Here is a 23,690-nt window from a genome sequence, read left to right on the forward strand (position 1 = left end):
CGGCGGTCAGATCGTGTCGTGCCGGATGGCGTCGGCGATCAGCTCGCCGATGAGTACGGCGGTGCAGGCCGGGCCCCGGTGCGGGGCGTCGGGTAGCAGCGAGGTGTCGGCGATGCGCAGGCCGGGCACGCCGTGCACCCGGCCGTACTGGTCGGCGACGCCGTCGCCGGGCGGTCCCATCGGGGCGGTGCCGCAGGTGTGCTGTGCCGTGCCGAGGTGGTCCCGGATCCAGCCGTCGAGGGCGCGGTCGTCACGGAGGACCGCGGGCGGCGGTCCGATCGGGCCGTCCACCAGTTCGGCGGTGACCCGGACCGCTTCCCGCAGCCGGCCGCGGCTCGCCGGGGTGCTCAGGTAGCCGTAGTCGATGACCGGCGGGTGGTCCGGGTCGGCCGAGCGCAGCCGCAGGGTCCCGGTCCGGCTCGGCGTCTGGTCGGCGACCAGGAACGCCGTGCCGCGGTCGCCGGGCGCGGGACCGTCGGCCAGCGCGCTCAGCGGTACCAGGGACTGGAGGATCTCCAGGTTCCCCGGGCCGCCGGTGGCGTCGGCCGAGTTCAGGTGCAGACAGCCGCCGAGCCACGAGCCGCCCGGGCTGTCCCACGGTTGGCATGGCGACGAAATCGGCAGCGCGAGCTGGGGATGGTCGCTGAACCGGGCGCCGACGGCCGGCGCGTCGCGGACCACCGGGATGCCGAGGCGTTCCAGGTCGGCGCGTGGCCCGATCCCGGAGAGCAGCAGCAGGTGGGCCGTGGCGAACGCGCCGGCACTGAGCACGACCGTGCGGGCCGGAACCGTGCCGCGGTCGGTGACCACGCCGGTCACGCGGCCGCGTTCGACGGCGATCCGCGTCGCCCGGCACTGCCCGACGACGCTCAGATCGGGGCGGGCGCTCAGGTAGGCGAGCCCGGTGTTGTACCTGATCCCGGCGTTGACGTTGCACGGCACCGGGCCGAAACCGGGGTGGGCCTGGTCGTTCTTGTCCAGGTCGAGGGGGAAGCCGAGCGCGGTGGCGGCCTCGCGGAACGCGGCGACGGCGGGATGGTCCAGGCCGGTCCGGGTGATCGGGATCGGACCGTCGCCGCCGTGGAGTTCGCCCGCCGGGTGGTCCCGGTCCGACTCCATCCGGCGCAGGAGCGGCAGCATCCTCTCGTACGCCCACGCCGGGTTCGCCGGCGCCGACCAGCGCGCGAAGTCCTCGCGCCGGGCGCGGATGAAGTAGCCACCGTTGACGGTCGTCGAGCCGCCCAGGATCCGGCCGCGCGGGACGGTCCAGGGCCGGCCGGGCACCAGGGTGGCCCGGTAGCCGACCGTGGCCGGGTGGCCGGGCCGGGCGCCGGGCACCCGCCGGGCGTCGAGCAGGCCGGGGGAGACGTCCAGGGGGCCCGCTTCGAGGACGACGACCGTACGGCCGGGGTCCTCGCTCAGGCGGGCGGCGAGCGCGGCACCGGCGGCACCGGCACCGATCACCACGACGTCGGCAGGTTCGCTCATCTCCACCCTTCCATTTTGGCACCGCATGCCATTAATCTGCGAGGGTCGTCGTTCACCCTGGTAGAGGAGGAAGTCATGGAGGAACAGAAGGCTGTCGACGCCCCGGCGGAGATCGTCGTCGAGCAGGTTCCGGCCGAGAGTCTCATCGAGGCCGACGACCTGGTCGAGGAGGTCTCCATCGACGGCATGTGCGGCGTCTACTGAGCCCGCGCCATGTCCTTCGACCTTGACCGCGCCTGGGACCTGCACCCGCAGGTCTCGGTGCGGCCCGAGCCCTTCGGCGCGCTGCTGTACCACTTCGGCACCCGCAAGCTCTCCTTTCTCAAGGACCGCGGGCTGCTCTCCGTCGTCCAGGCCCTGGCCACCGCGCCGACCGCGCGGGCCGCCTGCGAGGCCGTCAGCGGCGGCGATGTCTCCCGAAGCGATGTCCTCCGATACGAGCGGGCCCTCGCGGTGCTCGCCCGGTCGTCCATGCTGACCGAGAGGAGCCCGCGGCCATGACCGCCCTGGTGGACCTGTTCGAGCTGGGCCTCGACGCACCCATCTGTCTGACCTGGGAACTCACCTACGCGTGCAACCTCTCCTGTACGCACTGCCTGTCCAGCTCCGGCCGCCGCGACCCGCGCGAGCTGACCACCGCGGAGGCCAAGGCGGTCATCGACGAGCTGGAGGCGATGCAGGTCTTCTACGTCAACATCGGCGGCGGCGAGCCGACCGTGCGGCCGGACTTCTGGGAGCTGCTCGACTACGCCACCGAGCACCACGTGGGCGTCAAGTTCTCCACCAACGGGATCCGGATCACCCCGGAGATCGCACGGCGGCTGGCCGCGAACGATTACGTGGACGTGCAGATCTCCCTCGACGGCGCGACCGCGACGGTCAACGACGCCGTACGCGGAGAAGGCTCCTATGACGTTGCTCTTCGGGCGATGCAGAACCTGGCCGACGCCGGGATGACGAACTTCAAGCTGTCCGTCGTCTGCACCCGGCACAACCTCGGTCAGCTGGATGAATTCAAGACCCTTGCGCTTCGGTACGGCGCCCAGCTGCGACTCACCCGGCTACGGCCCTCCGGACGCGGCGCCGACGTCTGGGACGATCTGCACCCGCTGCCGCACCAGCAGCGCGAACTCTACGACTGGCTGAAGGCCAACGGTGAGAACGTGCTGACCGGCGACTCGTTCTTCCATCTGTCCGCTTTCGGCGACCCGCTGCCGGGGCTGAACCTGTGCGGCGCGGGGCGGGTGGTGTGCCTGATCGACCCGGTCGGGGACGTCTACGCCTGCCCGTTCGCCATCCACGACGAGTTCCTCGCCGGCAACACCCGCACCGAGGGCGGCTTCGCCGGAGTGTGGCGCGACGCGGCGCTGTTCCGGCGGCTGCGGGCGCCGCAGCAGGGCGGGGCGTGCAGCTCGTGTGCGTTCTTCGACACCTGCAAGGGCGGCTGCATGGCGGCCAAGTTCTTCACCGGGCTGCCGCTGGACGGGCCGGACCCGGAGTGCGTCCAGGGGTACGGCGAGGCGCTGCTGGCCGACCGCGGCGAGGTCCCCAAGCCGTCCGGCGACCACTCGCACCGCAAGGTCCGGGTCACCATCGGCCGGCCACCGGTGAGCGCCTGCGAGGAGTCCCCACTGGCCGGAGCGGACCTGCGCTGATGTGGCGCAACCCGTGGTTCGAAACGGTCGCCGAGGCGCAGCGCAGGGCCGAGAAGCGATTGCCGTACGCGGTCTACGGCGCCCTGCTGGCCGGATCCGAGGCCGGTCGCACGGTCGCGGACAACGCCGGCGCGTTCGGCGAGCTCGGCTTCGCGCCACGGGTGGTGGGCCATCACGCGGTCCGTGACCTGAGCACCACGGTCCTCGGCATGGCCACGTCGATGCCGGTGCTGATCTCGCCGACCGGGGTGCAGGCCGTGCACCCCGACGGCGAGGTCGCGGTGGCCCGGGCCGCCGCGAACCGGGGCGTGATCATGGGACTCAGCTCGTTCGCCTCGAAACCCGTCGAGCAGGTGGTGGCGGCGAACCCGGACACCGCCTTCCAGATGCACTGGATCGGTGGCCGCGACGCCATGCTGCGGCACACGGAGCGCGCCCGTGCGGCGGGCTGCCGGGCGCTGATCCTCACGCTGGACTGGTCGTTCTCGCACGGCCGGGACTGGGGCAGCCCGGCGATCCCGGAACGGATCGACCTGCGGACCGCGGCGCGCCTCGCGCCCGACGTACTCCCGCGGCCCCGCTGGCTGTGGCGGTTCGTCCGCGCGGGCCACCTTCCGGACCTGACCACGCCGAACATCCAGCCGTCCGGCACGTTCTTCGCCGCCTACCGCGAGTGGATGCGGACACCGCCGCCGACCTGGGCGGACGTCGCCTGGCTGGCGAAGGAGTGGGGCGGCCCGTTCCTGCTCAAGGGCGTCAGCCGGGTCGACGACGCGCGCCGGGCCGCCGACGCGGGCGTCACCGCGCTCTCCGTCTCCAACCACGGCGGCAACAACCTGGACACCACCCCGGCCACCATCCGCCTGCTGCCCTCGATCGCCGAGGCGGTCGGCGACCGGATCGAGGTGCTGCTCGACGGCGGCATCCGGCGCGGCGGAGACGTCGCGAAGGCCCTGGCCCTGGGCGCGAAGGCGGTGCTGATCGGCCGTGCCCACCTCTGGGGGCTCGCCGCGAACGGCCAGGCCGGCGTCGAGAACGTGCTGGACATCCTGCGCGGCGGCCTGGACTCGACGGTGCTCGGCCTCGGGCGCGCCACACCCGGCGAACTGAGCCCGGACGACCTGGTGATCCCGCCCGGGTTCACCCGTACGCTCGGGGCGGTGTCGTGATCGGCCTGGCCCGCGCGGTGTGGCCCGAGGTCCCCTCGTCCGGCGCGCTGGTACTCGTCCCGGTCGGCTCGACCGAGCAGCACGGCCCGCACCTGCCGTTCACCACCGACACCGTCATCGCCCGCGCGGTCGCCGACCGGGTAGCGGCACGGCTGCCCGGCGGCGCGCTGGTCACTCCGGCGATCAGTTTCGGTAACAGCGGCGAGCACGCGGGCTTCCCCGGGACGATCTCGATCGGTCACGAGGTGCTGCGGCTGGTGCTGATCGAGACGGTCCGGTCGCTGGCGCTGTGGGCCGGGCGGATCGTGTTCGTCAACGGACACGGCGGCAACGTGCGCACCCTCGACGACGCGGTCGCGATGCTGCGCGACGAGGGGCATCACGTCTCCTGGACACCCTGCGCCCTCCCCGGCGGGGACGCGCACGCCGGGCGGACCGAGACCTCGGTGATGCTGCACCTCGCCCCGGACGAGGTGCGCCTCGCGGCCGCGGCTGCCGGGGACGTCCGTCCGATCGGCGAGCTGATGCCGCTGCTCGTCGAGCACGGCGTGCGGGCGGTGGCACCGAACGGGGTGCTCGGCGACCCGGCAGGAGCGTCCGCGGAGGAGGGCGCCGCGCTGCTGTCCACGCTGGTCACGACCACGATCAAGAGGCTGTCATGACCGCTCTCCCGATGGGGTTCGTCGTCGAACTCGACCCGAAGACCCGGATCGTCGACCGGGGGCGGGCGCTGCTCGGCGGCGCGCCGACCACGCACCTGCTGCGGCTCACGCCACGGGCGCAGCGGCTCCTCACCGGGCGTACGCTGCGGGTCCGCGACGCCGCGAGTGCCCGGCTCGCCGACCGGCTCCTCGACCTGGCGATCGCGCATCCCCGGATCGACGAGTGCCCGGCACACCCCGATCCGCGCTGTACCTACGTCATCCCGGTGCACGACCGTCCCCGCCCGCTCGACCGGCTGCTGACCAGTATCGGTCCCGGCCAGCAGGTGATCGTGGTCGACGACGCCTCCGCGGACCGGGCCGGGATCGCGGCCGTCGCGGCCCGGCACGGCGCGCGCCTGATCGCCCTGCCGCAGAATCTCGGACCGGCCGGTGCGCGCAACGCGGGTCTGCGGGCGGTCCGCACGCCGTTCGTGGCCTTCGTCGACTCCGACATCGTCCTCGACAAGGACACCGTTCCCACGCTGCTGAAACACTTCCTCGACCCGCGTACGGCGGTGGCGGTGCCCCGGATCACCGGGCTGCACACGCCGTCGTCGCGGACCTGGATCGGCCGGTACGAGAACACGCGGGGCTCCCTGGATCTGGGCGCGCGGCCCGCGTCGGTGCGACCCGGCTCCTACGTCTCCTGGGCCTCGACCGCCTGCTCGGTCGCGCGGGTCTCCGCGATCGGCGGCGGGTTCGACGAGGAGATGCGGGTGGCCGAGGACGTCGACTTCGGCTGGCGGGCGGTCGCCGGCGGCTGGCGGGTGCGCTTCGAACCGACGGTGACCGCCGCGCACGAGCACCGCGCGGCGTTCGGCGACTGGTTCGTGCGCAAACTGGAGTACGGTACCGGCGCGCACCCGCTCGCGGTCCGCCATCCACGGTCGGTGGCCCCGGCGATCGTCGCGCCGTGGAGTGCCGCGCTGACCGTCGCCCTGCTCGCCCAGCGCCGCTGGTCGATTCCGGTCGCGGCGGCGATCGGCGGGGTGACCGCGGTCCGCATCGCCCGTAAGCTCGACGTCGAGGGCGCGGCCGGTCTCGGCGCCCGGCTCACCGCGGGCGGCGCGGTCGGCGCGCTGCTGCAGACCGGCGCGCTGATCACCCGGCACTGGTGGCCGGCGGCGGTGGCGGGCTGCCTGGTCTCGCAGCGGGTACGCCGGGCGACCGCGCTGGCGATGGTCGCCGACGTGGCCCTGGAGTACGCGAACGGCGGCCGCATCGACCTCGACCTCCCCCGATACTGGCTGGCCCACCGCTTGGACGACGTGGCCTACGGCGCCGGGGTCTGGCTGTCGGCCCTGCGCGGCCGCTCGGCGCGCGCCCTGCTGCCTCAGCTACGGCGCGCGGCCACCCAGCCGTAGGCGCGTGCGCTGATCACCCGGCTGGCGTGTGCGCTGGTCACCCGGCTGGCGTGTGCGCTGGTCACCCGGCTGGCGTGTGCGCTGGTCAGTTGGCTGGCGCTGAGAGGTGCCTCGGGCATGCGGACACACCCGTCAGTACCAGCCAGGACCCGGCGGCTGGGCACCTGGGGTGTCTCCGCGGGACTCGGGCACCCGTGAACGCCAGCCGAGGGGGGAGGGAAGGAGGGGGCGGCCGAGTCGTGAGGCGGGCGGCGGTGGAGATCCGATTTTTCGGGTATGGGCGGTGAGGCCGGCCGCCGTCATGGTTCTGGAGGATGCGCGGCGGCTCCTGGTCAGGCGGGAGTGCCGGTGGGGAGCTCGGGGATGTCGCGGAAAGCGCCCGCGAGGCGGGTGAAGAGGGTGTCGAGCAACTCGGTGAGGTCGGCGGACGAGTCCTCGAGCCAGAGTTCGTAAGCCGTGACGCTGGTGGTCAGGGCGAGGTTGCCGGCCAGGCGGGGTACCGGGCCGTCGGCGGGCCGGCCGGTGCGGGCGGCGATGAACTGGGTGATCAGTTTCTGCCATGAGGTGTAGCGCAGGGTCGAGTCTGCCCGGAGCGCGGGTACCCGCAGGATCAGCTCCATGCGGCGGCGGTGCCAGGGGACGACGTGGCTGTCGAAACGGTTGAACTCGATCACCGCGTGGCGGATCGCGTCCATCATCGGGACGTCGGCGGGGACCTCGTCCAGCAGGATCTGCAACCGGCTGAGCTGTTCCTCGAACTCGCCCCAGACCAGGTCGTTCTTGGAGGCGAAGTAGCGGAAGAAGGTGCGCCGGCCGATCCCGGCGGCGGCGGCGATGTCGTCGACCGTGGTCTCCTCGAAGCCCTGCCGCTCGAAGAGGGCGAAGCCGATCCGCTCCAGCTCGGCGCGGGACGCGACCCGCGGGCGGCCACTGCGGATCGCACCGGTCGCCGGATCCGCCACGCTGACTCCCCTTCCCTCGGCCACGCCCGTCCGGTGCATCCTCGCACGAGGACGGATCCGGTCTTCAGTGGCCGCGGGTGAGGGCTCCGGGCGTACCCGAAAGGGGTTTGAAAGGGTTTAAAGGGCGAAGCCTGAAGGGACGATGACGTCGTCGCGGTTCACCTCGTGCACGGACGATCGGCCCAGGCCGAGCAGGGTCTCGCTGATGCCCTGGCGCATGATCTCCAGGACGTTGGTGACGCCGCGCTGTCCGCCGGCGGCCAGGCCCCAGAGGTACGCGCGGCCGATCATGACGGCCTTCGCGCCGAGCGCCAGGGCCTTGACCACGTCGCCGCCGCGCCGGATGCCGCCGTCGAGCAGCACCTCGATCTCGCCGCCGACCGCGTCCACGATGCCGGGCAGGTTGCGGATGCTGGCGGGCGTGGAGTCGAGGTTGTTGCCGCCGTGGTTGGAGACGGAGATCGCGGTGGCGCCGATGTCGACGGCCCGGCGCGCGTCGTCCGGCCGGGTGATGCCCTTGATCATGAAGGCGCCGCCCCACTGTTCGCGCAGCCAGGCGAGGTCCTTCCAGGTGGGCTGCGGTGAGCCCATCCACTGGCCGTAGGCGCCGAAGAAGGTCGGTACGGCGGCCTCGCGGGCGCCGAGGTTGGGCACGCCGAGGTCGGGCAGGTGGCCGCTGCGCAGCCAGGTCCAGAGGTAGCCGGGCTTCGGCGCGACCTGTGGGGCGTACCGCATCATGGCCTTGAGGTCGATCTTCTCGGGAATCCAGGGGCTGCCCCAGTCGCGGCGGTAGCCGAAGACCCAGTCGACGGTGACGATCAGGCCCTTGGCGCCGGCCGCACGGGCACGCTCGGCGCGGGCCAGCACGTCCTCGCGGGAGCCCACCCAGTACGACTGGAAGAGCATCTTCTCGTTCTCCGCGCCGACCTCCTCGACCGGCTGGGAGGCGAACGAGGAGAGCCCGATCGCGGTGCCGGCGTCGCGGGCGGCCCGGGCGACGGCCAGTTCGCCGTCGGGGTGCACGGCCTGCACGCCGGTGGGGGAGATGAGCACCGGCATGCTCACGTCCAGGCCCATCACCGTGGTGGCCAGGCTCCGCTCGGCGGGCAGGTCGGCGATGTGCGGGCGGAACCGCAGCTCGTTGAAGGCGGCGACGTTGTCGTCCATCGTCACGCCGGCCTCGGCGCCGGCCACCAGCGCCAGGTAGACGCCCTTGGGCAGCCGCCTCTTCGCCCTGCGCTGTGCCTCTGCGACCGTTTCGAACCAGTCCTTGGTGCTCGCCATGTGGTCCTCTTTTTCAGCACTGAGTGCCATGAATGGTTTCAGAGGCGCCTGCTGAAGGGCAGGCGCCTCGGGGAGCGGGCAGGGTCAGGCGGGGACTCCGGCGTCGGAGACCGGGCCGAGCTGGCCGCCGTCGAGCTTGAGCTGCTGGCCGGTGACCCAGCGGGACTCGTCGCAGGCGAAGTAGAGGACGGCCTCGGAGATCTCCGACGGCTCCAGCCACGGGACGCCCATCGGCGACTTGTCGACCAGGGCCGGGATCATGTCCTCGCGGGCCGGCTCCGGCAGGTCGGGACGGAACGCGTGGTACATGAAGTCGTTGTCCATCATCCCGGAGCGCACGTTGGTCGGGTGCACCACGTTGACCCGGATCCGGCGGCTCGCGAAGACCCGGGACAGGTCGTGCCCGAGGCGCGCGACCTGCCGCTTGGCGTGCGCGTAGCCGAGGCCGCCGGCGCCACCCCGGTCGACCGTGCCGACCAGCAGCGCGGCGGTCGAGCCGGTGAGGACGATCGAGGAGCCGTCGGGCAGGTGCGGCTCGGCGGCCGTCACCGTGTTGAGCACGCCGACCAGGTTCACGTTGACGACGTCGAGGAAGGCCTTCGCGGTGTCCGTGCCCATGGTCAGGATGCCGGCGTTGGCGACCACGATGTCGAGACGGCCGAGCTCGGTCACGCCCGCGTCGACGGCCGCCCGCAGGTCGGCGAGCACTCGCACGTCGGCCGGGTGGGTCACGATGCGGCGGCCGAGGGCCTCGACCTGGCGTACGGTCTCCTCGAGGTCGTCCTTGGTCGCGAGTGGGTAGGGGACCGTGTCGATGGCGCCGGGCAGGTCGACCGCGATGATGTCCGCGCCCTCCCGGGCCAGGCGGACGGCGTGGGTCCGGCCCTGCCCGCGGGCGGCGCCGGTGATGAGGGCGACTTTGCCCGTGAGACGTCCTGACATGTGCTTCTCTCCTGCTCAGTAACCGGTGGGGATCTGGTCGAGGATCACGCTCTTGGGCTCCAGGTACGGGAGCAGGCCGTCACGGTTTCCCTCGCGGCCGAAGCCGGACTGCTTGAATCCGCCGACGCCCATCCGTGGGTCGCTGCGGAAGCCGTTGTGCCCGACCGTGCCGGAGCGGATCCGCCGTGCGGCGTGGTACGCGCGATCGACGTCGTTGGTGAAGACCGAGGCGTTGAGCCCGAAGTCGGTCTGATTGGCCAGTTCGAGCGCGTGCTCCTCGCTGTCGGCGGGGATGACGCTCAGCACCGGGCCGAAGATCTCCTCCTGGGCGATCGCCGACAGGTTGTCGACGCCGGCGAAGACGGTCGGTTCGATGTAGAAGCCGCGGTCGAAGTCCTTCGGCCGGCCGCCGCCGCTGACCAGGCGCGCGCCGTCGGCGAGGCCCTTCGCGATGTAGCTCTCCACCCGGTCCCGCTGGCGTTCCATCGCGAGGGGGCCGAGCTGCGCCTCCGGGTCGAAGGGGTTGCCGATCCGCGCCGCGCCGAAGTGCGCGCCGAGCGCCTCGGCGAACGCGTCGTGCCGGTCCCGGGTGACGATCACCCTGGTCAGCGAGGCGCAGACCTGGCCGTTGAGGGTGCACTCGGCGGCGGCGAGCGCCCGGGCGGCGGTGTCCAGGTCGTAGTCGTCGAAGATGACCGCCGGGGACTTGCCGCCGAGCTCCAGGGTGTACCGGGCGATCCGTTCGCCGCAGATGCTCGCGATCCGCTTGCCGACCGCGCTGGAGCCGGTGAAGGCGATCTTGTCGACCCGTGGGTCGCGGACCAGAAGCTCGGAGGCCTCCCGGTCGGCGGTCAGCACGTTGAGCACGCCGGCCGGCAACCCGATCTCCTCGGCGACCTCGGCCAGCACGTACGCCTCGCCGGGGGCCTCCGGCGGCGCCTTGACGACCACCGTGCAGCCGGCGACCAGGGCCGGGGCGACCTTGTAGGCGATCAGGGACGCGGGCGTGTTCCAGGCGACGATCGCGCCGACGACGCCGATCGCCTCGCGGACCACGACGCCGAAACCGCCCTGCATCGGCGTGTGCCGGACCTCCCAGTCGAAGTCCGCGGCCAGGTCGGCGTAGAAGTCGTAGGTCGCGCCGACCCGGGCCATCGAGGCGACGGCCATGGTGTGCAGCACGCCGACCTGCCGGGTCCAGAGCTGTCCGGCGTCGTCGGCGCGGCGGCGCAGCCCCTCGGCGAGCCGGTGCACCCACGCGGCGCGCTCGGCGGGCGGCAGCAGCGACCAGCCGGTCCGGTCGAAGGCGGTGCGGGCCGCGCCGATCGCGCGGTCCATGTCGGCCTCGCCGGCCAGCGACACGGTGTAGTAGTGCTGCTCCGTGGCCGGGTCCACGATGCCGAAGCCCGCCGTCGAGGCGGGCGTGACCCATCGCCCGTCGAGGAAGAACCGATCCGGGTGCCGCAGCGGCACGTCAGCGCTGAGGTGGCTGGACATTGAGCCTCCGATCGCCGCCACGCGTTCCATTGAAAGGAACGGGCGTTGCATTGGAAATGTGAACAGCATCGGACGGGTGTCGGCGGCTGTCAAGGACAAGTGGACCTTCCCTGTAACCCGCGCTTGACAGTGTTTGTTACCTCGAACACACTCGTCACGTTGTATGGATCAGCTGTTCTGCTTAACGAAACGCTTTAGAGGGGAAGAATATGAGAACCCCACGTCCGGCGGCGCTCCTCATCGTGATCCTGATACTCGCCGCGGTCGTCAGCTCGTTCGAGGCGACCATGATGTACACCGCGCTGCCCGGGATCATCGAGCAGTTCCACGCCACACCCAGCTCGGCCGGCTGGATCCTCACCGGGTTCCTGCTGGTCGGCGCCGCGTCCGCGGCGATCAGTGGCCGCCTCGGCGACGCGTTCGGTCGCCGCAACGTGCTGATCGTCGTGTTGCTGGCGTCGGTCGCCGGCTCGGTCGTCAGCCTGCTCGCCGACAGCCTCGGCGTACTGATCGCCGGCCGCTCGATCCAGGGTCTCGCCGGTGGCCTGGTGCCGCTCTGCGTCGGCATCCTGCGGGAGAACCTGCCGCCGAAGAACCTGCCGGTCGCGGTCGCCACGGTGGCCGGCGCCGCGATGTGCGGCGGCGCGGCCGGCAACATCGTGGCCGGCAACATCTACGACGCGTGGGGCTGGCACTACATCTTCGTGGTCTCCCTGGCGCTGGCCCTGGTCACCGCGGCCGGGGCGTTCCTGCTGCCCCCGGCGGTCGAGCGGACCGGATTCGACCGGATCGACTGGCTCGGTGGCATCCTCTTCGCCCCCGGCATCGCGCTCGCGATGTACGGCATCAACGAGAGCAGCACCTGGGGCTGGGGGAGTGGAAAGACCTGGGCGTTCATCGGGGGTGGACTCCTGGTGCTGGCGGCCTGGGTGGGCTGGGAGCTGTACACCGAGAAGCCGCTGCTCAACGTCCGCTACTTCGCCTCGCGCAAGATCGGCCTGACCCTGCTCGTCACGATGCTGGTCTCCTTCGGCACCCTCGGCATCTCCGGTTTCCTGGGCCAGATCGTCATGCAGATGCCGACGATCGCGCCGGTCGGCCTGGGTCTGAGCGCGGGCGTCGCGGGCGACATCTCCTTCGCCTGCTCCCTGCTCGGGTTCGCGATCGCGCCGCTCAGCGGCCGGATCTCCCGGGGCGGCCGGTCCCGCAACGCGTTCCTGTTCGGCGCGGCGTTCGGCCTGGCCGCCGCGATCCTCTCCGCGCTGCTGCTCGACACGGTCGCCGGGTGGATCGTCTCCCAGCTGGTGCTGACCTGCGCGACCGGCTTCATGCTCAGCTCGCTGCCGAACCTCATCGTCGAGGGCGTGCACGGCGAGAACACCAGCGAGGTCTCCGGCTTCTACATGGTCACCCAGAACGCCTTCGCGGCCGTGGGCACCAGCGTGGGCACCGCGATCCTCTCCCGCAACCTGATCGCGGGCACCCCGTTCAGCACGCACGCCAGCTACGACACGCTCTTGCGATCATCGGGGTCTGCGCGGTGCTGGCCTTCGTGGTCGCGCTCTTCATCCGGACGGGCACCCTCGCCGACCGTACGTCGTCTGATTTAATCTCAGTAGCTTAATATCGGTGAGCGCGTAGCCCGTCCAGGACCAGTTCCAGCCAGCGCGGGACGGACTCCGCCGCGGACGCCGGCGCCGCGAGCACCCACGACACCAGACCCAGTACCTCCTCCGTGCCGACGTCCGCACGGATCGAACCCTCGCGCCGTGCGTCGTTCACCAGGGTCTCGAGCGCGGCCATCATCTCGTCGTGGATCTCGCGGGACTCCGACGCCGAGTGCACCCGCGTCCAGGTGTGCGGGGAGAGGAAGGCCAGGTGGACGGTGAGCCGGAGGTTCTCCGAACCGGACAGCAGCCGGGTGAGGGCGTCCCAGGGGGTCGGCGCCGCCGCGGCCGCGGCCCGGACGTCCTCCAGCACCGCGCGGAAGGTGTGCGCGGCCACCGCGGCGATCAGCTCGCCGCGGTCCGGGAAGCGGCGGTACAGCGTGCCGACGCCGACCCCGGCCCGGCGGGCGATCGCCTCCATCGGCACGTCCAGGCCGTCCTCGGCGAAGACCGCCGCGGCCGTCGTGATGATCAGGTGGTGGTTGCGGCGGGCATCCGCGCGCAGCGCTGGCTCTCGCGTCACTTTTTAAAATCCAATGTCGAAAACTATGGCCGTGAGCCAGGTCATCTGATTAGCCTCCCAGATAACCGGACGATGACATTCCGTTTGCAGCTTAGCGCCTCCCAGGAGCCCGCCATGACGACGACACCGACGATCTCGTTCACCCGCACCGAGCCCTACCGGCCGCCCGCCGATCATGTGCGACTGCAGGCCGAGGCCCCGATCGCCCAGGTGCGGCGCCCCGACGGCCGGAAGGTCTGGGTCCTCACCCGGCACGAGGACGTCCGGGCCATGCTGATGGACACCCGGTTCAGCTCGGACCGCCGGGACCCGCGGCACCCGTCACACCAGCCGTACATGGGGCCGGACTACAAACCCGGCCTGATCGAGATGGACCCGCCCGAGCACACCGCGCTGCGGCGCTCGCTGATCGGCGAGTTCACCGTGTCCCGGCTGGCCCGCTGGCGGCCGCGGATCCAGGAGATGGTCGACGACAGCATCGACGCGATGCTGGCCGGCCCGGCGCCCGTCGACCTCGTCGAGGCGCTCTCCCTGCCGATCCCGTCGCTGGTCATCTCCGAACTGCTCGGGGTGCCCTACGCCGACCACGACTTCTTCCAGCGGAACAGCGCCACCTTCTCCCGCTTCGACGCGACACCCGACGAACGCGTGGTGGCGGTGACCAACCTGAAGGCGTACATCGCCGACCTGGTCCAGCAGAAGGTCAAGGAGCCCGGCAACGACCTGCTCAGCCGCCAGCTGGCCGCCGGGGTCACGCCCGAGGACCTCGGCCCGATCGGCTTCCTGCTGCTGATCGCCGGGCACGAGACCACCGCCAACATGATCTCGCTCGCCATCGCCACGCTGCTGGACCGGCGCGAGAAGCTGCAGGTCCTGCGGGACGACCCGAACCTCACCATCGGCGCGGTCGAGGAGCTGCTGCGCTACTTCACCATCGCCGAGGTCGGCCACCAGCGGCTCGCGCTCACCGACGTCGAGATCGGCGGCGTGCTGATCAGGGAGGGCGAGGCGGTCTTCGGCCTGGCCAACATCGCGAACCGGGACGCCACCGTCTTCGCCGACCCGGACGAGCTCGACTTCACCCGGCTGGCCCGCAACCACCTGGCCTTCGGCTTCGGCCCGCACCAGTGCCTGGGCCAGAACCTCGCCCGCCTGGAGCTGGAGATCGTCCTGGCGACGGTGCTGCGGCGGATGCCGACCCTGCGGCTGGCGGTCCCGTTCGAGGAGATCCCGTTCAAGGAGAACGGCCCGAACTACGGCATCAACGAGCTGAAGGTGGCGTGGTGAGCGTGCGCATCGTCGCGGACCGGGACCGCTGCGTCGGTGCCGGACAGTGCGTCCTGGTCGACCCGGACGCCTTCGACCAGTCCGACGAGGACGGCCTCGTCATCCTGACCCGTCCCACGCCGGGCGCCGGCGACGAGATCGCCCGCGCCCGTGAGGCCGTCACCGTCTGCCCCGGCCGCGCCCTCTCCCTGACCTCTCCGGAGTAGAAGATGACATTCGTGGTGACGCAGGCCTGCGTCGACATCCAGGACAAGAGCTGCACCCAGGTCTGCCCGGCCGACTGCATCTACGAGGGCGGCCGGATGATGTACATCAACCCCGACCAGTGCATCGACTGCGGCGCCTGCGAGGAGGTCTGCCCGACCTCGGCGATCCGCTACGACGGCGACCTGACCGGCGACGACGAGAAGTTCCTCGACATCAACGCCGACTTCTTCGTGGCGACCGGGCCGCTCAAGGGCGCCCGTAAGCTCGGCCGGATCGACCACGACGCCGAGTACGTCGCGCAGTTGCCGCCCCGGGCGGAGGGATGACCGGCCCGCTCCGCGTCGCCGTCGTCGGCTCCGGGCCCGCCGGGCTGTTCTGCGCCCAGATCCTCACCGAGGATCCGGAGCGCGCGGTGGCGGTGGACGTCTTCGAGCGCCTGCCCACCCCCTTCGGGCTCGTCCGGTACGGCGTCGCGCCCGACCATCAGAAGATCAAGTCGATCGTCGCGTCGCTCGCCGAGACGTTCGAGGCCCCGGGCGTACGCTTCCTCGGCAACGTCACCGTCGGCACGGACGTGACCGTCGAGGAGCTGCGCGAGCGCTACCACGCGGTGATCCTGGCGTCCGGGGCGCCACTGGACCGGCGGCTCGGCATCCCGGGCGATGAGCTGACCGGCGTCCTCGCCGCCCGCAACTTCGTCTCCTGGTACAGCGGGCACCCGGACGCCGACTTCGACCCCTCGGTGCTGGCCGCGGAGACCGCGATGGTGGTCGGCGTCGGCAACGTGGCGCTCGACGTGGCCCGGATGCTGGTCCGTACGCCGGACGAGCTGCGCCGCACCGACGTCCCCGAGCACGTGGTCGACGCGCTCGCCGGCCACGCGGTCCGCGAGGTCGTGGTGGTCGGCCGTCGCGGACCGCAGTTCGCCAAGTTCACCAACAAGGAACTCCTGGAACTGGCCGAGGTGGAGAGCGCCGACGTCCTCGTCGACCCGGCCGACCTGGCGCACGCCTCGCCCGCCACGCCCGCTGCCCGGCGTCTGCTGGCGTCGCTGCAGAAGATCGCCGACCGCGAGCCGCGGGGCCGCGACCGGCGCATTCGCTTCCTTTTCGACCGTACGCCGATCGGCTTCGTGGGGGAGACCGCGGTTCGCGCCGCGCGGCTCGCCCGCACCGGCGACCCCACCGTCGTCGAGGAGGTCGCCGCCGGGCTGGTGCTGCCCGCGGTCGGCTATCGCAGCGCGCCGCCGGCCGGCGTGCCGCTCGACGACGACGCGGGCACCGTGCCGCACCGCGACTCCCGGGTGGTGGACGCGAACGGCGAGGTCGGCGGGCTCTACGTGGCCGGCTGGGCCAAGCGCGGTCCCAGCGGCGTGATCGGCACGAACCGGCTGTGCGCCAGCGAGACCGTCGCCGCGGTGCTGGAGGACGCCGCGGCGCTCGATCCTCGCGTCGCCGTACCGGTCGACGATCTGCTCGCCACGCGGGGCGTGCCGGTGGTCGACTGGACCCGCTGGCGTCTCATCGAGGCCGCCGAGGCCGGCCTGGGCGCCGAGCACGGCCGCGAGCGCGTCAAGCTCCACGACCGGAAGGACATGCTCGCCGCCGCCCGCGTTCACTGACCCTTTTCGGCCTGCTACTGTTTCCTTAAAGAGGATGCCAATTCGGTTGTACAGATGGAGCAGGCCGTGGAACCCCAGACGAACGACCGGCAGCGGCATCCCCTGGCCCGCGGCGTCGAGATCCTCACGCTGATGGTCGACAGCGGCGAGCTGATGTACGGCGTCCGCGAGCTCGGTGGCCGGCTCGGCGTCAGCGCCAGCACGGCCCACCGGCTGCTCGGCGACCTCGAGGAGCTCGGCATGGTCGCCCGTACGCCGAACGGCAACTACCGGCTCGGCCTGGAGTTCCTGCGCCTGGCGTGGACGGCGAACGCCCGGTTCCCGATCAAGGAGGCGGCCAACGACGTGCTCGCCGAGCTGAGCGAGGAGAGCGGCGAGTCGTCGTTCTTCGCCGTCTACAACGAGCAGCGCCGCCGGATGATGTTCGCGGTCTCGGTCGAGTCGTCGCACCCGCTGCGCTACACCGTGCCGCAGGGCGTCTGGCTGCCGCTGCACGCGGGCGCCAGCGGCCTGGCGATCCTCGCCGTGCTGCCCGAGGAGATCCAGTCCGCGATCGTGCACGGCGAGCTGGAGGCGCTCACCGACCGTACGCTGGTCGACCCGGACGCGCTCACCGAGCGTCTGGCCCAGATCCGCCGCGACGGCTTCGCGCTCTCGCACGGCGAGCGCATCGACGGCGCGATCGCCATCGCCGCCCCGGTGACCGGCCCGTCCGACACGGTGATCGGCGACGTCGGCATCACCATTCCGGAGACCCGTTTCAACGCCACCAAGACCACCGAGCTGACCGCCCTGGTCAAGCACTCGGCGGAGGTGCTGACCCGCCGGTTCACCGGTGCCGGACCGCGGATGGCCCCGGCCGACCTGGCCGGCTGATCCGGTCGCCCGGCTCGCCGGCCTCGTACCGGCTGAGCCGGCGGTACTCACCGTCGGCCCGCACCAGTCGCGCGTGCGTACCCCGCTCCACGATCCGGCCGTCCCGCAGCACGACGATGACGTCGGCGTCGCGGATGGTGGCGAGCCGATGGGCGATCACCAGGCAGGTGCGGCCCTGCCGCAGCCGCGAGGTCGCCCGTTGCAGGAGGAGCTCGGTGCGCGCGTCGACCGCGCTGGTGGCCTCGTCGAGGATCAGCACGGCCGGGTCGGCGATGAACGCGCGCGCGATGCAGATCAGCTGTCGCTCGCCCTCGCTCAGGCGTCCGTCCGCACCGCCGACCACCGTGTCGTAGCCCTGGGGAAGAGCGTCCACGATGTGGCTGACACCCGAGGCCGCGGCGGCCTGCTCGATCTGTGCACGGGTGGCATCCGGCCGTCCGTAGGCGATGTTGTCGCGAATGGTCCCGCCGAAGAGCCACGGCTCCTGCGGCACGAACCCGATCTCGGAGCGCAACGCCTCCCGCGACACCGAGGTGATGTCTCTGCCGTCGACGAGGATGCGCCCGCCGCCGACGTCGTGGAACCGCATCAGCAGGCTCACCAGGGTCGTCTTCCCGGCGCCCGACGCGCCGACGATCGCCGCGGTCCGCCCCGGCTCGACGACCAGGTCGAGGTCCTTGACGACCGGCTCCCGGTCGTAGCCGAACGACACGTGCTCGAACGTGATCCGGCGCGGCCGCCCGGCCGGCAGCCGGTCCCGGCCGGCGGGGTCCTCCTCCGCCTCGTCGAGCAGGGCGAACACGCGGGCGGCCGACGCGATACCCGACTGGAACAGGGTGGACAGGGAGGCGAGCGTTCCGAGCGGCTGTGAGTACTGCCGTGAGTACGCGACGAACGCGACGACTCCGCCCAGGGTCAGCTGGCCGCCGATCACGCTGAAGGCGCCGGCGACGCAGAGCAGCACGTAGCTCAGGTTCCCGGCGAACAGCACCAGCGGGGCGAGGAGACCGGACACGAACTGCGCGAGATCGCTCGCTCTGCGGACCTCGGCGTTCCTGGTCGCGAACGTCTCGCGGAACGCGCCTCCGCGGTCGAACACGGTGACGATCTCGTGGCCGGAGTAGGACTCCTCGAGGTGCGCGTTGAGTTCTCCGGTCGATCGCCACTGGTCATCGAAGAGCCGTTGGCCGCGCCTGGCCACCACGGTCCCGACGGCGAAGGTCAGCGGTATCGCGATCGACGCCAGCAGCGTCAGCAGTGGGGAGATGCTCAGCATCATGGCCACCACACCGACGATCATGAGCAGGGCGAAGAGCAACCCGGTCAGCGTCTGGGTGAGCGCGGTCGAGACGTTGTCGATGTCGTTGGTCATCCGTGACAGCAGTTCGCCGCGCGACGCGTCGCGGAGGTAGCGGACCGGCAGCCGGTGGAGCTTCTCCTCGACCTCGTGCCGCAGCGTCCGCATCACCCGGGCGATCGCACCGTACTGGATGCTCTGCTGGGCGAAACCCGCCACGGTGCCGAGGGCGTACAGGCCCGCGGCGGTCAGCAGCAGACGCCCTGCATGATCGAAGTCGGCCGGAATCGCATCGATCGCGCCGCCCCAGATCCGCGGGCCGGCCAGGTGGGCCAGTACGCCGGCCACCGCCAGAGCGAACGAACCGATCATCGACATCCGAACCGGCCGGAACAGGCCCGCCAGCCGGCGCAGCGTCGCGGCTCCGCCGAGCCGAACCTGTTCCCCGTGGCTCACGCCGATACCCCGATCGCGTCCTGCGCGGCCACGAGCTCCCGGTACGTCCCGCAGCTCCCCATCAGCGATCGATGTGTCCCGTCGCCGACGACGCGGCCCTCGTGGAGCACCACGATCCGTTCGGCACCGCGGACACCCACGGGCCGCTGCGACACCAGCAGCAACGTCGTGCCCGCCGTCGCCGTGCGCAGCGCCGCCAGGAGCCGCGCGGATGTCGTCGCGTCGAGCGCCGAGACCGGATCGTCGAGCAGGAGGACACGCGGGGCGGCGACGAGAGCGCGGGCGACGCACAACCGTTGCCGCTGGCCGCCGGAGACGTTCGCGCCGCCCTGGGCGATCGCGGCCGCGAGCCCGCCGTCCATCGCGGCGACGAACTCGCGTGCCTGCGCGACCTCCAGCGCCTCCCAGAGCTCGCTGTCCGTGGCGTCCGGCCGGGCCAGGCGCAGGTTGTCGGCGACCGTACCGCGGAAGAGCAGCGACCGTTGCGGGACGATCGCGAGCCGGCCGCGCAGCACGGCGGGATCGAGGGTGCGCAGGTCGGCGCCGTCCAGCCGGACGGATCCGGAGGTCGCGTCCAGAAGCCGCGCGACGATCGACAGCAGGGTCGTCTTGCCGGCACCCATCGACCCGACGATCGCCACCGTGCCGCCGGGCTCGACCCGCAGGTCGATATCGGACAGGACGTCGGCCTCGGCACCGGGGTAGCGCAGCGTGACGCCGCGGAGCTCCACCTCACCGCGGATCGGGACCGAGCCGGTGGGTACACCCGGCGGCCGGAGCGCCGCAGTGGTGTCGAGTACCGCCTGGACACGTTCCGCCGCGACCATCACCCGGGGCGACATCATCATCCCCGAGGCGGCCATCATGGCCGCCCCGAGGATCAGGACCAGGTAGGTGACGTAGGCGGTCAGACCGCCGATCGGCAGATGCCCCGACGCGACCCGGTGGCCACCGAACCACACCACGGCCACGATCGACAGGTCGGTGATCAGCATGACGACCGGAACGAACGTACCCCTCAGCCGCCCCATCGACCGTGTCGCCGCCGCCAGCTCGTCGTTCACCCGCCCGAACCGTTCGGCCTCGAAGCGCTCGCGGGTGAACGCACGGATCACCGGGAGTCCCATCAACTGCTCGCGCACGATCCGGTTGACCGCGTCCAGGCGGTCCTGCATCCGGCGCGACACCCCCGTCATCCAGCGAAGGATCATCGCCGTCGCCGCACCCAGTACGACGACCGCCACGACGATCAGGCAGGAGAGGCCGGTGTCCGTCCGCAACGCCAGATACGTCCCGCCCAGCACCGTGATCGGCGCGGCGACCGCCACCGTGCCGAAGGTGAAGAGGAACTCCTGTATCTGCTGCACGTCGTCGGTGCTGCGGGTGATCAGCGTCGGCGTACCGAAGTCCTGATGTTCCCGGCGGGAGAACGTAGCGATTCTGTCGTAGACGTCCGACCGCAGGTCGTGCGCGGCGCCGGTGGCGGCGCGGGTCCCCAGATAGGACGAGATCACCGCGGCCAGCAGCTGGACGACGCTGATGACCACCATCCACCCGCCGGCCGTCCGGATGTGCCCGACATCCGCGCGCAGTAGACCGTTGTCGATCAGGTCCGCGTTGATCGTCGGCAGATACAGGGTGGCGACGACACTGACCAGCTGGAAGACGATCACACCGGCGAACCACCGTCGATGCCGGGCGATCTGATCACGGACGAGACGCATGAACCAACCTTTCCTGGGTACGCGCCGACCAGCCTGGCCGGAATATGCGCCGCATCGTGTCGCCATTGCTTGGAAGACTTGAGGGGTGACCCCGGACCGTTTCTTCGCCCTGATGCTGTTGCTCGAATCCCGGGACGGCGCGACCACACAGGAACTCGCGTCGTCGCTCGGGGTCTCCCAGCGCACCGTCACCCGGGACCTGAACTGGCTCCGCGACGCCGGTCTGCCGGTGACCGCGCACCGGGGCCGCCTCGGCGGTGTGACCATGCTGCCCGGGTCCGGGCTCGACCTCACGCGGCTCACGCCCGGCGAGCGTGACCATCTCTCGCTCCTCGGCCTGGACGAGAAGCAGCGCGCGGAGCTCGACGCGTCGGCCGAGAGCCGGCGGGCGCTCGCCAAGATCGCCGCGACGCGGTCACGTCGCGTTTCCGCGCTCCTGCCGCTCCCCGACGTCGTACACGTGGACAGCCGTCCCTGGCTGCAGAGACAGACCTCCGGCCCGGCTCCGGCCGCGCTGATCGGCTCCGTGCGGCGCGGTCGCCGGCTCCGGATCGAGTACGCCAGCCCCCGCGAGGCGTGCCCGCGCGACCTGGTCGTGGACCCCTACGGGCTGTTCGCCAAGGCCGGCGTCTGGTACCTCGTCGCCGACTCCGCCCGCGTGCCGTGGATGTACCGCCTCGAACGGATCATCACGTGGGAGGAGGTCGACCAGCCACGGCGGATCCGCGAGAACCAGACCCTGGCCACCGTCGCCGCGGCGCTCACCGATCAGTGGGCGGACGGCCACGTGATCGAGGTCAGCGCCACCGTCGACCGGGCCCAGATCGAGCGGGCGCAACGGCTCTTCGGCCGGCGGCTCGTCCGGCACGACCGGGAGGAGTCCACCACCGGCCTCCGGGTGACCATCCGGTTCCTGCGGTTGGAGGACGTCCGCGCGCTGCTGCCGTTCGGGAGCGCCGTCACGGTGCACGGCCCCGACGAGGCGAGGGCCCGTCTCCGGGCCCTCGCCACCGACCTCGCCCTCCATTACGCGTCGTAGGCCGGCAGTCAGTCTCCGGTGACGACCGGCAGGACCACCGCGGTCGACACGTCCAGGGCGTCACTCGCGCTCAGGCCGGACGTGAAGAGCAGGGTGCGGGCCGCGTCGGCCGAACCGGCCACCTCGTAGAGCGTGGCGTAGCGGTGTGACACGCCGAGGCTGACCGATTCCGGCACCTGGTAGCGGTGGGCGGCCACGAAACCGGGCAGGGCGAGGATCTCCGGGATGTGGGTTCCCCAGTACCACTCGCGGAACTCCGCGTCGCGGCCCTCGACCGGGTTGCTCAGCGCCAGCAGCGCCTCGCGCCGGGGCGTCGTCCGGAACGCGCCGGTGTAGTCCGGGGTCGCGGTCATCTCGCCGAGCATCTCGTGGAGCTTGCCGCGCCCGCCCGGGTTGAGCAGGAATCTGCGGGGCTTCCCGGCGACGTTGGCGCCGTAGTAGTGGCTGTGCTCGGCCGAGAAGATGGACTTCGGGGCCAGGGTCTCGATCATCGTCATCCAGGCGTCCTGGTGCGCGGCGGTGGGCTCGAAGACGTCGAACCCGTGCTCCCGTGCGTGCACCAGCGTCGCGGTGATCCAGTCGACCTGGTCCTGGGAGTAGCGCGGGTAGTTGCCGCCGCCCGCGCCGTGCGGCCCACCGGGGAAGAAGAAGTTCGGCAGCCGGTGCGCGCTGAACCCGCCGAAGTCGGCCGGCCCGTCCTCCCAGTCGGTGCTCAGGTCGAGTCCGTCGCGGCCGCGTACGCCCATCCTGGTCAGCGCGCCCGTACCGAAGTCGAAGCCGGTCGCGTACACGATGATGTCGTACTCACGATGGGCCTCGGAGGTCTCGATGCCGGTGGCGTCGACCCGGACGATCGGTGTCTCGCGCAGCGAGATCAGCGCGGCGTTCGGCCTGTTGAACGACTCGAAGTAGTTCGCCACGAACGGCGGCCGCTTCGCGCCGAAGAGGTGGTCCTTCGGGATGAGCCGCTCCGCGGTCACCGGGTCCCGCACGATCGAGCGGATCTTGCCGGCCAGGAACGCGCAGAACTCCAGGTTGAGCTCCCGGTTCGTGGTCATGTCGTAGTAGTTCATGGTCAGCTTGCCGAAGCCGGGCGCGGCCCACATCGTCTCGAAGAACGCCTGCCGCTGCTCCGGGGTGTCGGCGGTGGAGAACTTCCCGGCCGGCTCGTGCAGGAACCCCGACGGCGAGGTGCTGAGCACCGAGACCACGGTGTCCCAGTTGTCGCTGAGCCACCGCTGGCGTTCGTCGGTGAGCGGCTTGTTGTTCAGCGGCGTGGTCCAGGTCGGCGTGCGCTGGTAGAGGTCGACGGCGGCGACCGTGTCGACGATCGCGGGCAGCAACTGGGCGCCGCTGGGCCCGTTGCCGATGATCGCCACCCGCTTGCCGGCGAAGTCCACCGGGGAGTGCGGCCAGGCCCCGGTGTGGTACGCCTGCCCCCGGAAGTCGTCCAGCCCGTCGATCTCCGGGTAGTGCGGCACGGAGAGCCCGCCGGTCGCCGAGATCACCCAGCGCGCCCGGACGACGTCGCCCGTCGCGGTCGTCACCACCCAGACGCCGGCCGCCTCGTCCCACACCGCCGAGGTGACCTTCTGCCCGGTACGGATGTGCTCGCGCAGGCCGAAGCGGTCGACGACGACGTTCAGGTAGTTCTCGATCTCCGGCTGGGTGGCGAACTCCTCGCTCCAGCGCCACTCGTCGAAGAGCTCCTTGGAGAAGATGTAGCCGTACGTGTAGCTCTCCGAGTCGAACCGCGCCTCCGGATAGCGGTTCCAGTACCAGACCCCGCCGACGCCGTCGCCGGCCTCCAGGGTCTGCGCCGTGAACCCGGCGTCGATCGCGCGGTAGAGCGCGTAGATGCCGACGACACCGGCACCGATCACTAGCACGTCGGTCTCGCTCTGCCCTGCCATTGGCGTCACCCTCGT

At 71.5% G+C, this 23,690-nt stretch carries 23 protein-coding genes; 13 read left to right on the top strand and 10 right to left on the bottom strand.

Translation table 11 applies throughout. The features are described 5' to 3' along the window. Positions 1–6: 6 nt before the first annotated feature. Entirely contained in the window at positions 7–1,488 is a 1,482-nt protein-coding gene (locus tag AB0M08_RS21295; RefSeq protein ID WP_364495728.1) for a GMC family oxidoreductase N-terminal domain-containing protein, read from the bottom strand. A 75-nt stretch (positions 1,489–1,563) separates the two neighbouring features. Between AB0M08_RS21295 and mftA the strand changes: the two genes are divergently transcribed. Genes mftA through mftF form a run of 6 tightly spaced genes read left to right on the top strand, consistent with a single transcriptional unit; the run spans position 1,564 to position 6,380 of the window. Continuing rightward, complete coding sequence (gene mftA, locus AB0M08_RS21300) at positions 1,564–1,692, top strand: mycofactocin precursor MftA (RefSeq protein ID WP_364495729.1); 129 nt, start codon at positions 1,564–1,566, stop codon at positions 1,690–1,692. 9 nt (positions 1,693–1,701) lie between these two features. After that, on the top strand, positions 1,702–1,989 hold the full coding sequence (gene mftB / locus AB0M08_RS21305) for a mycofactocin biosynthesis chaperone MftB (protein ID WP_364495730.1): 288 nt from the start codon (positions 1,702–1,704) through the stop codon (positions 1,987–1,989). Then, positions 1,986–3,143, top strand: a complete 1,158-nt coding sequence (mftC, locus tag AB0M08_RS21310) for a mycofactocin radical SAM maturase (RefSeq protein WP_364495732.1) — start codon at positions 1,986–1,988, stop codon at positions 3,141–3,143. Before mftB ends, mftC begins: the two co-directional genes overlap by 4 nt. Continuing rightward, positions 3,143–4,312, top strand: coding sequence for a pre-mycofactocin synthase MftD (gene mftD, locus AB0M08_RS21315; protein ID WP_364495734.1), 1,170 nt, complete (start codon positions 3,143–3,145; stop codon positions 4,310–4,312). Before mftC ends, mftD (AB0M08_RS21315) begins: the two co-directional genes overlap by 1 nt. Further along, positions 4,309–4,974 (top strand): mycofactocin biosynthesis peptidyl-dipeptidase MftE, encoded by a 666-nt coding sequence (gene mftE / locus AB0M08_RS21320; RefSeq protein WP_364495736.1) that lies wholly within the window; start codon positions 4,309–4,311, stop codon positions 4,972–4,974. The genes mftD (AB0M08_RS21315) and mftE overlap by 4 nt, the downstream gene beginning before the upstream one ends. Then, a complete protein-coding gene (mftF, locus tag AB0M08_RS21325) occupies positions 4,971–6,380 on the top strand; it encodes a mycofactocin biosynthesis glycosyltransferase MftF (protein WP_364495738.1) in 1,410 nt (469 codons plus the stop codon). Before mftE ends, mftF begins: the two co-directional genes overlap by 4 nt. Here the strand turns inward: mftF and AB0M08_RS21330 are convergent. The 5 genes from AB0M08_RS21330 to AB0M08_RS21350 all read right to left on the bottom strand — a co-directional run bounded on the left by AB0M08_RS21330 (position 6,350) and on the right by AB0M08_RS21350 (position 11,065). Further along, the gene (locus tag AB0M08_RS21330) at positions 6,350–6,499 is read right to left on the bottom strand and encodes a hypothetical protein (RefSeq protein ID WP_364495741.1); all 150 of its coding nucleotides are present in this window, start codon (positions 6,497–6,499) and stop codon (positions 6,350–6,352) included. The genes mftF and AB0M08_RS21330 overlap by 31 nt on opposite strands. A 213-nt stretch (positions 6,500–6,712) precedes the next feature. Further along, positions 6,713–7,342 (bottom strand): mycofactocin system transcriptional regulator, encoded by a 630-nt coding sequence (mftR, locus tag AB0M08_RS21335; RefSeq protein WP_364495744.1) that lies wholly within the window; start codon positions 7,340–7,342, stop codon positions 6,713–6,715. 117 nt (positions 7,343–7,459) lie between these two features. After that, positions 7,460–8,626 carry a pre-mycofactocin synthase MftD gene (gene mftD / locus AB0M08_RS21340; protein ID WP_364495746.1) on the bottom strand — a complete coding sequence of 389 codons (1,167 nt, stop codon included), beginning with the start codon at positions 8,624–8,626 and terminating at the stop codon, positions 7,460–7,462. A gap of 84 nt (positions 8,627–8,710) precedes the next feature. Beyond that, a complete protein-coding gene (locus tag AB0M08_RS21345; protein WP_364495749.1) occupies positions 8,711–9,568 on the bottom strand; it encodes a mycofactocin-coupled SDR family oxidoreductase in 858 nt (285 codons plus the stop codon). A 15-nt stretch (positions 9,569–9,583) separates the two neighbouring features. Then, positions 9,584–11,065 (bottom strand): aldehyde dehydrogenase, encoded by a 1,482-nt coding sequence (locus AB0M08_RS21350; RefSeq protein WP_364495752.1) that lies wholly within the window; start codon positions 11,063–11,065, stop codon positions 9,584–9,586. 209 nt (positions 11,066–11,274) lie between these two features. On the opposite strand from AB0M08_RS21350, the gene AB0M08_RS21355 reads away from it, so the two are divergent. After that, positions 11,275–12,675 (top strand): MFS transporter, encoded by a 1,401-nt coding sequence (locus AB0M08_RS21355; protein ID WP_364495755.1) that lies wholly within the window; start codon positions 11,275–11,277, stop codon positions 12,673–12,675. Positions 12,676–12,685: 10 nt separating this feature from the next. On the opposite strand, the gene AB0M08_RS21360 is transcribed toward AB0M08_RS21355, so the two are convergent. Further along, entirely contained in the window at positions 12,686–13,255 is a 570-nt protein-coding gene (locus AB0M08_RS21360; protein WP_364495758.1) for a helix-turn-helix domain-containing protein, read from the bottom strand. Between the two features lie 114 nt (positions 13,256–13,369). Here AB0M08_RS21360 and AB0M08_RS21365 point away from each other — a divergent pair, with 114 nt between their 5' ends. From AB0M08_RS21365 to AB0M08_RS21385, 5 genes are all read left to right on the top strand, one after another. Continuing rightward, on the top strand, positions 13,370–14,542 hold the full coding sequence (locus AB0M08_RS21365) for a cytochrome P450 (RefSeq protein ID WP_364495760.1): 1,173 nt from the start codon (positions 13,370–13,372) through the stop codon (positions 14,540–14,542). Between the two features lie 2 nt (positions 14,543–14,544). Continuing rightward, entirely contained in the window at positions 14,545–14,748 is a 204-nt protein-coding gene (locus tag AB0M08_RS21370; RefSeq protein ID WP_364495828.1) for a ferredoxin, read from the top strand. Positions 14,749–14,751: 3 nt separating this feature from the next. After that, positions 14,752–15,075: a ferredoxin gene (fdxA, locus tag AB0M08_RS21375; RefSeq protein WP_364495763.1), complete on the top strand. Its 324-nt coding sequence runs from the start codon at positions 14,752–14,754 to the stop codon at positions 15,073–15,075. Continuing rightward, on the top strand, positions 15,072–16,370 hold the full coding sequence (locus AB0M08_RS21380; protein WP_364495766.1) for an FAD-dependent oxidoreductase: 1,299 nt from the start codon (positions 15,072–15,074) through the stop codon (positions 16,368–16,370). The genes fdxA and AB0M08_RS21380 overlap by 4 nt, the downstream gene beginning before the upstream one ends. A 66-nt stretch (positions 16,371–16,436) precedes the next feature. Further along, complete coding sequence (locus AB0M08_RS21385; protein WP_364495769.1) at positions 16,437–17,246, top strand: IclR family transcriptional regulator; 810 nt, start codon at positions 16,437–16,439, stop codon at positions 17,244–17,246. On the opposite strand, the gene AB0M08_RS21390 is transcribed toward AB0M08_RS21385, so the two are convergent. Further along, positions 17,200–18,999 carry an ABC transporter ATP-binding protein gene (locus AB0M08_RS21390; RefSeq protein ID WP_364495772.1) on the bottom strand — a complete coding sequence of 600 codons (1,800 nt, stop codon included), beginning with the start codon at positions 18,997–18,999 and terminating at the stop codon, positions 17,200–17,202. The genes AB0M08_RS21385 and AB0M08_RS21390 overlap by 47 nt on opposite strands. Then, entirely contained in the window at positions 18,996–20,723 is a 1,728-nt protein-coding gene (locus AB0M08_RS21395; RefSeq protein WP_364495775.1) for an ABC transporter ATP-binding protein, read from the bottom strand. The genes AB0M08_RS21390 and AB0M08_RS21395 overlap by 4 nt, the downstream gene beginning before the upstream one ends. Positions 20,724–20,808: 85 nt before the next feature. Between AB0M08_RS21395 and AB0M08_RS21400 the strand changes: the two genes are divergently transcribed. Continuing rightward, entirely contained in the window at positions 20,809–21,762 is a 954-nt protein-coding gene (locus tag AB0M08_RS21400) for a WYL domain-containing protein (RefSeq protein WP_364495777.1), read from the top strand. A gap of 8 nt (positions 21,763–21,770) precedes the next feature. Here AB0M08_RS21400 and AB0M08_RS21405 read toward each other — a convergent pair whose 3' ends face one another. Next, positions 21,771–23,675, bottom strand: coding sequence for an NAD(P)/FAD-dependent oxidoreductase (locus AB0M08_RS21405; RefSeq protein WP_364495780.1), 1,905 nt, complete (start codon positions 23,673–23,675; stop codon positions 21,771–21,773). Positions 23,676–23,690: the final 15 nt, after the last annotated feature.

It is taken from the genome of Actinoplanes sp. NPDC051851, assembly GCF_040681165.1.
Classification (GTDB): Bacteria; Actinomycetota; Actinomycetes; order Mycobacteriales; family Micromonosporaceae; genus Actinoplanes.

What these genes read in the sequence shown, in the direction of transcription:
- mftC (WP_364495732.1), top strand. Translation starts at nt 1,986, where the DNA reads ATGACCGCCCTGGTGGACCTGTTCGAGCTGGGCCTCGACGCACCCATC.
- AB0M08_RS21405 (WP_364495780.1), bottom strand. Translation starts at nt 23,675, where the DNA reads ATGGCAGGGCAGAGCGAGACCGACGTGCTAGTGATCGGTGCCGGTGTC.
- mftB (WP_364495730.1), top strand. Translation starts at nt 1,702, where the DNA reads ATGTCCTTCGACCTTGACCGCGCCTGGGACCTGCACCCGCAGGTCTCG.
- AB0M08_RS21345 (WP_364495749.1), bottom strand. Translation starts at nt 9,568, where the DNA reads ATGTCAGGACGTCTCACGGGCAAAGTCGCCCTCATCACCGGCGCCGCC.
- fdxA (WP_364495763.1), top strand. Translation starts at nt 14,752, where the DNA reads ATGACATTCGTGGTGACGCAGGCCTGCGTCGACATCCAGGACAAGAGC.
- mftD (WP_364495746.1), bottom strand. Translation starts at nt 8,626, where the DNA reads ATGGCGAGCACCAAGGACTGGTTCGAAACGGTCGCAGAGGCACAGCGC.
- AB0M08_RS21350 (WP_364495752.1), bottom strand. Translation starts at nt 11,065, where the DNA reads ATGTCCAGCCACCTCAGCGCTGACGTGCCGCTGCGGCACCCGGATCGG.
- AB0M08_RS21330 (WP_364495741.1), bottom strand. Translation starts at nt 6,499, where the DNA reads ATGCCCGAGGCACCTCTCAGCGCCAGCCAACTGACCAGCGCACACGCC.
- mftD (WP_364495734.1), top strand. Translation starts at nt 3,143, where the DNA reads ATGTGGCGCAACCCGTGGTTCGAAACGGTCGCCGAGGCGCAGCGCAGG.
- AB0M08_RS21295 (WP_364495728.1), bottom strand. Translation starts at nt 1,488, where the DNA reads ATGAGCGAACCTGCCGACGTCGTGGTGATCGGTGCCGGTGCCGCCGGT.
- AB0M08_RS21395 (WP_364495775.1), bottom strand. Translation starts at nt 20,723, where the DNA reads ATGCGTCTCGTCCGTGATCAGATCGCCCGGCATCGACGGTGGTTCGCC.
- mftA (WP_364495729.1), top strand. Translation starts at nt 1,564, where the DNA reads ATGGAGGAACAGAAGGCTGTCGACGCCCCGGCGGAGATCGTCGTCGAG.
- AB0M08_RS21355 (WP_364495755.1), top strand. Translation starts at nt 11,275, where the DNA reads ATGAGAACCCCACGTCCGGCGGCGCTCCTCATCGTGATCCTGATACTC.
- AB0M08_RS21380 (WP_364495766.1), top strand. Translation starts at nt 15,072, where the DNA reads ATGACCGGCCCGCTCCGCGTCGCCGTCGTCGGCTCCGGGCCCGCCGGG.
- AB0M08_RS21365 (WP_364495760.1), top strand. Translation starts at nt 13,370, where the DNA reads ATGACGACGACACCGACGATCTCGTTCACCCGCACCGAGCCCTACCGG.
- mftF (WP_364495738.1), top strand. Translation starts at nt 4,971, where the DNA reads ATGACCGCTCTCCCGATGGGGTTCGTCGTCGAACTCGACCCGAAGACC.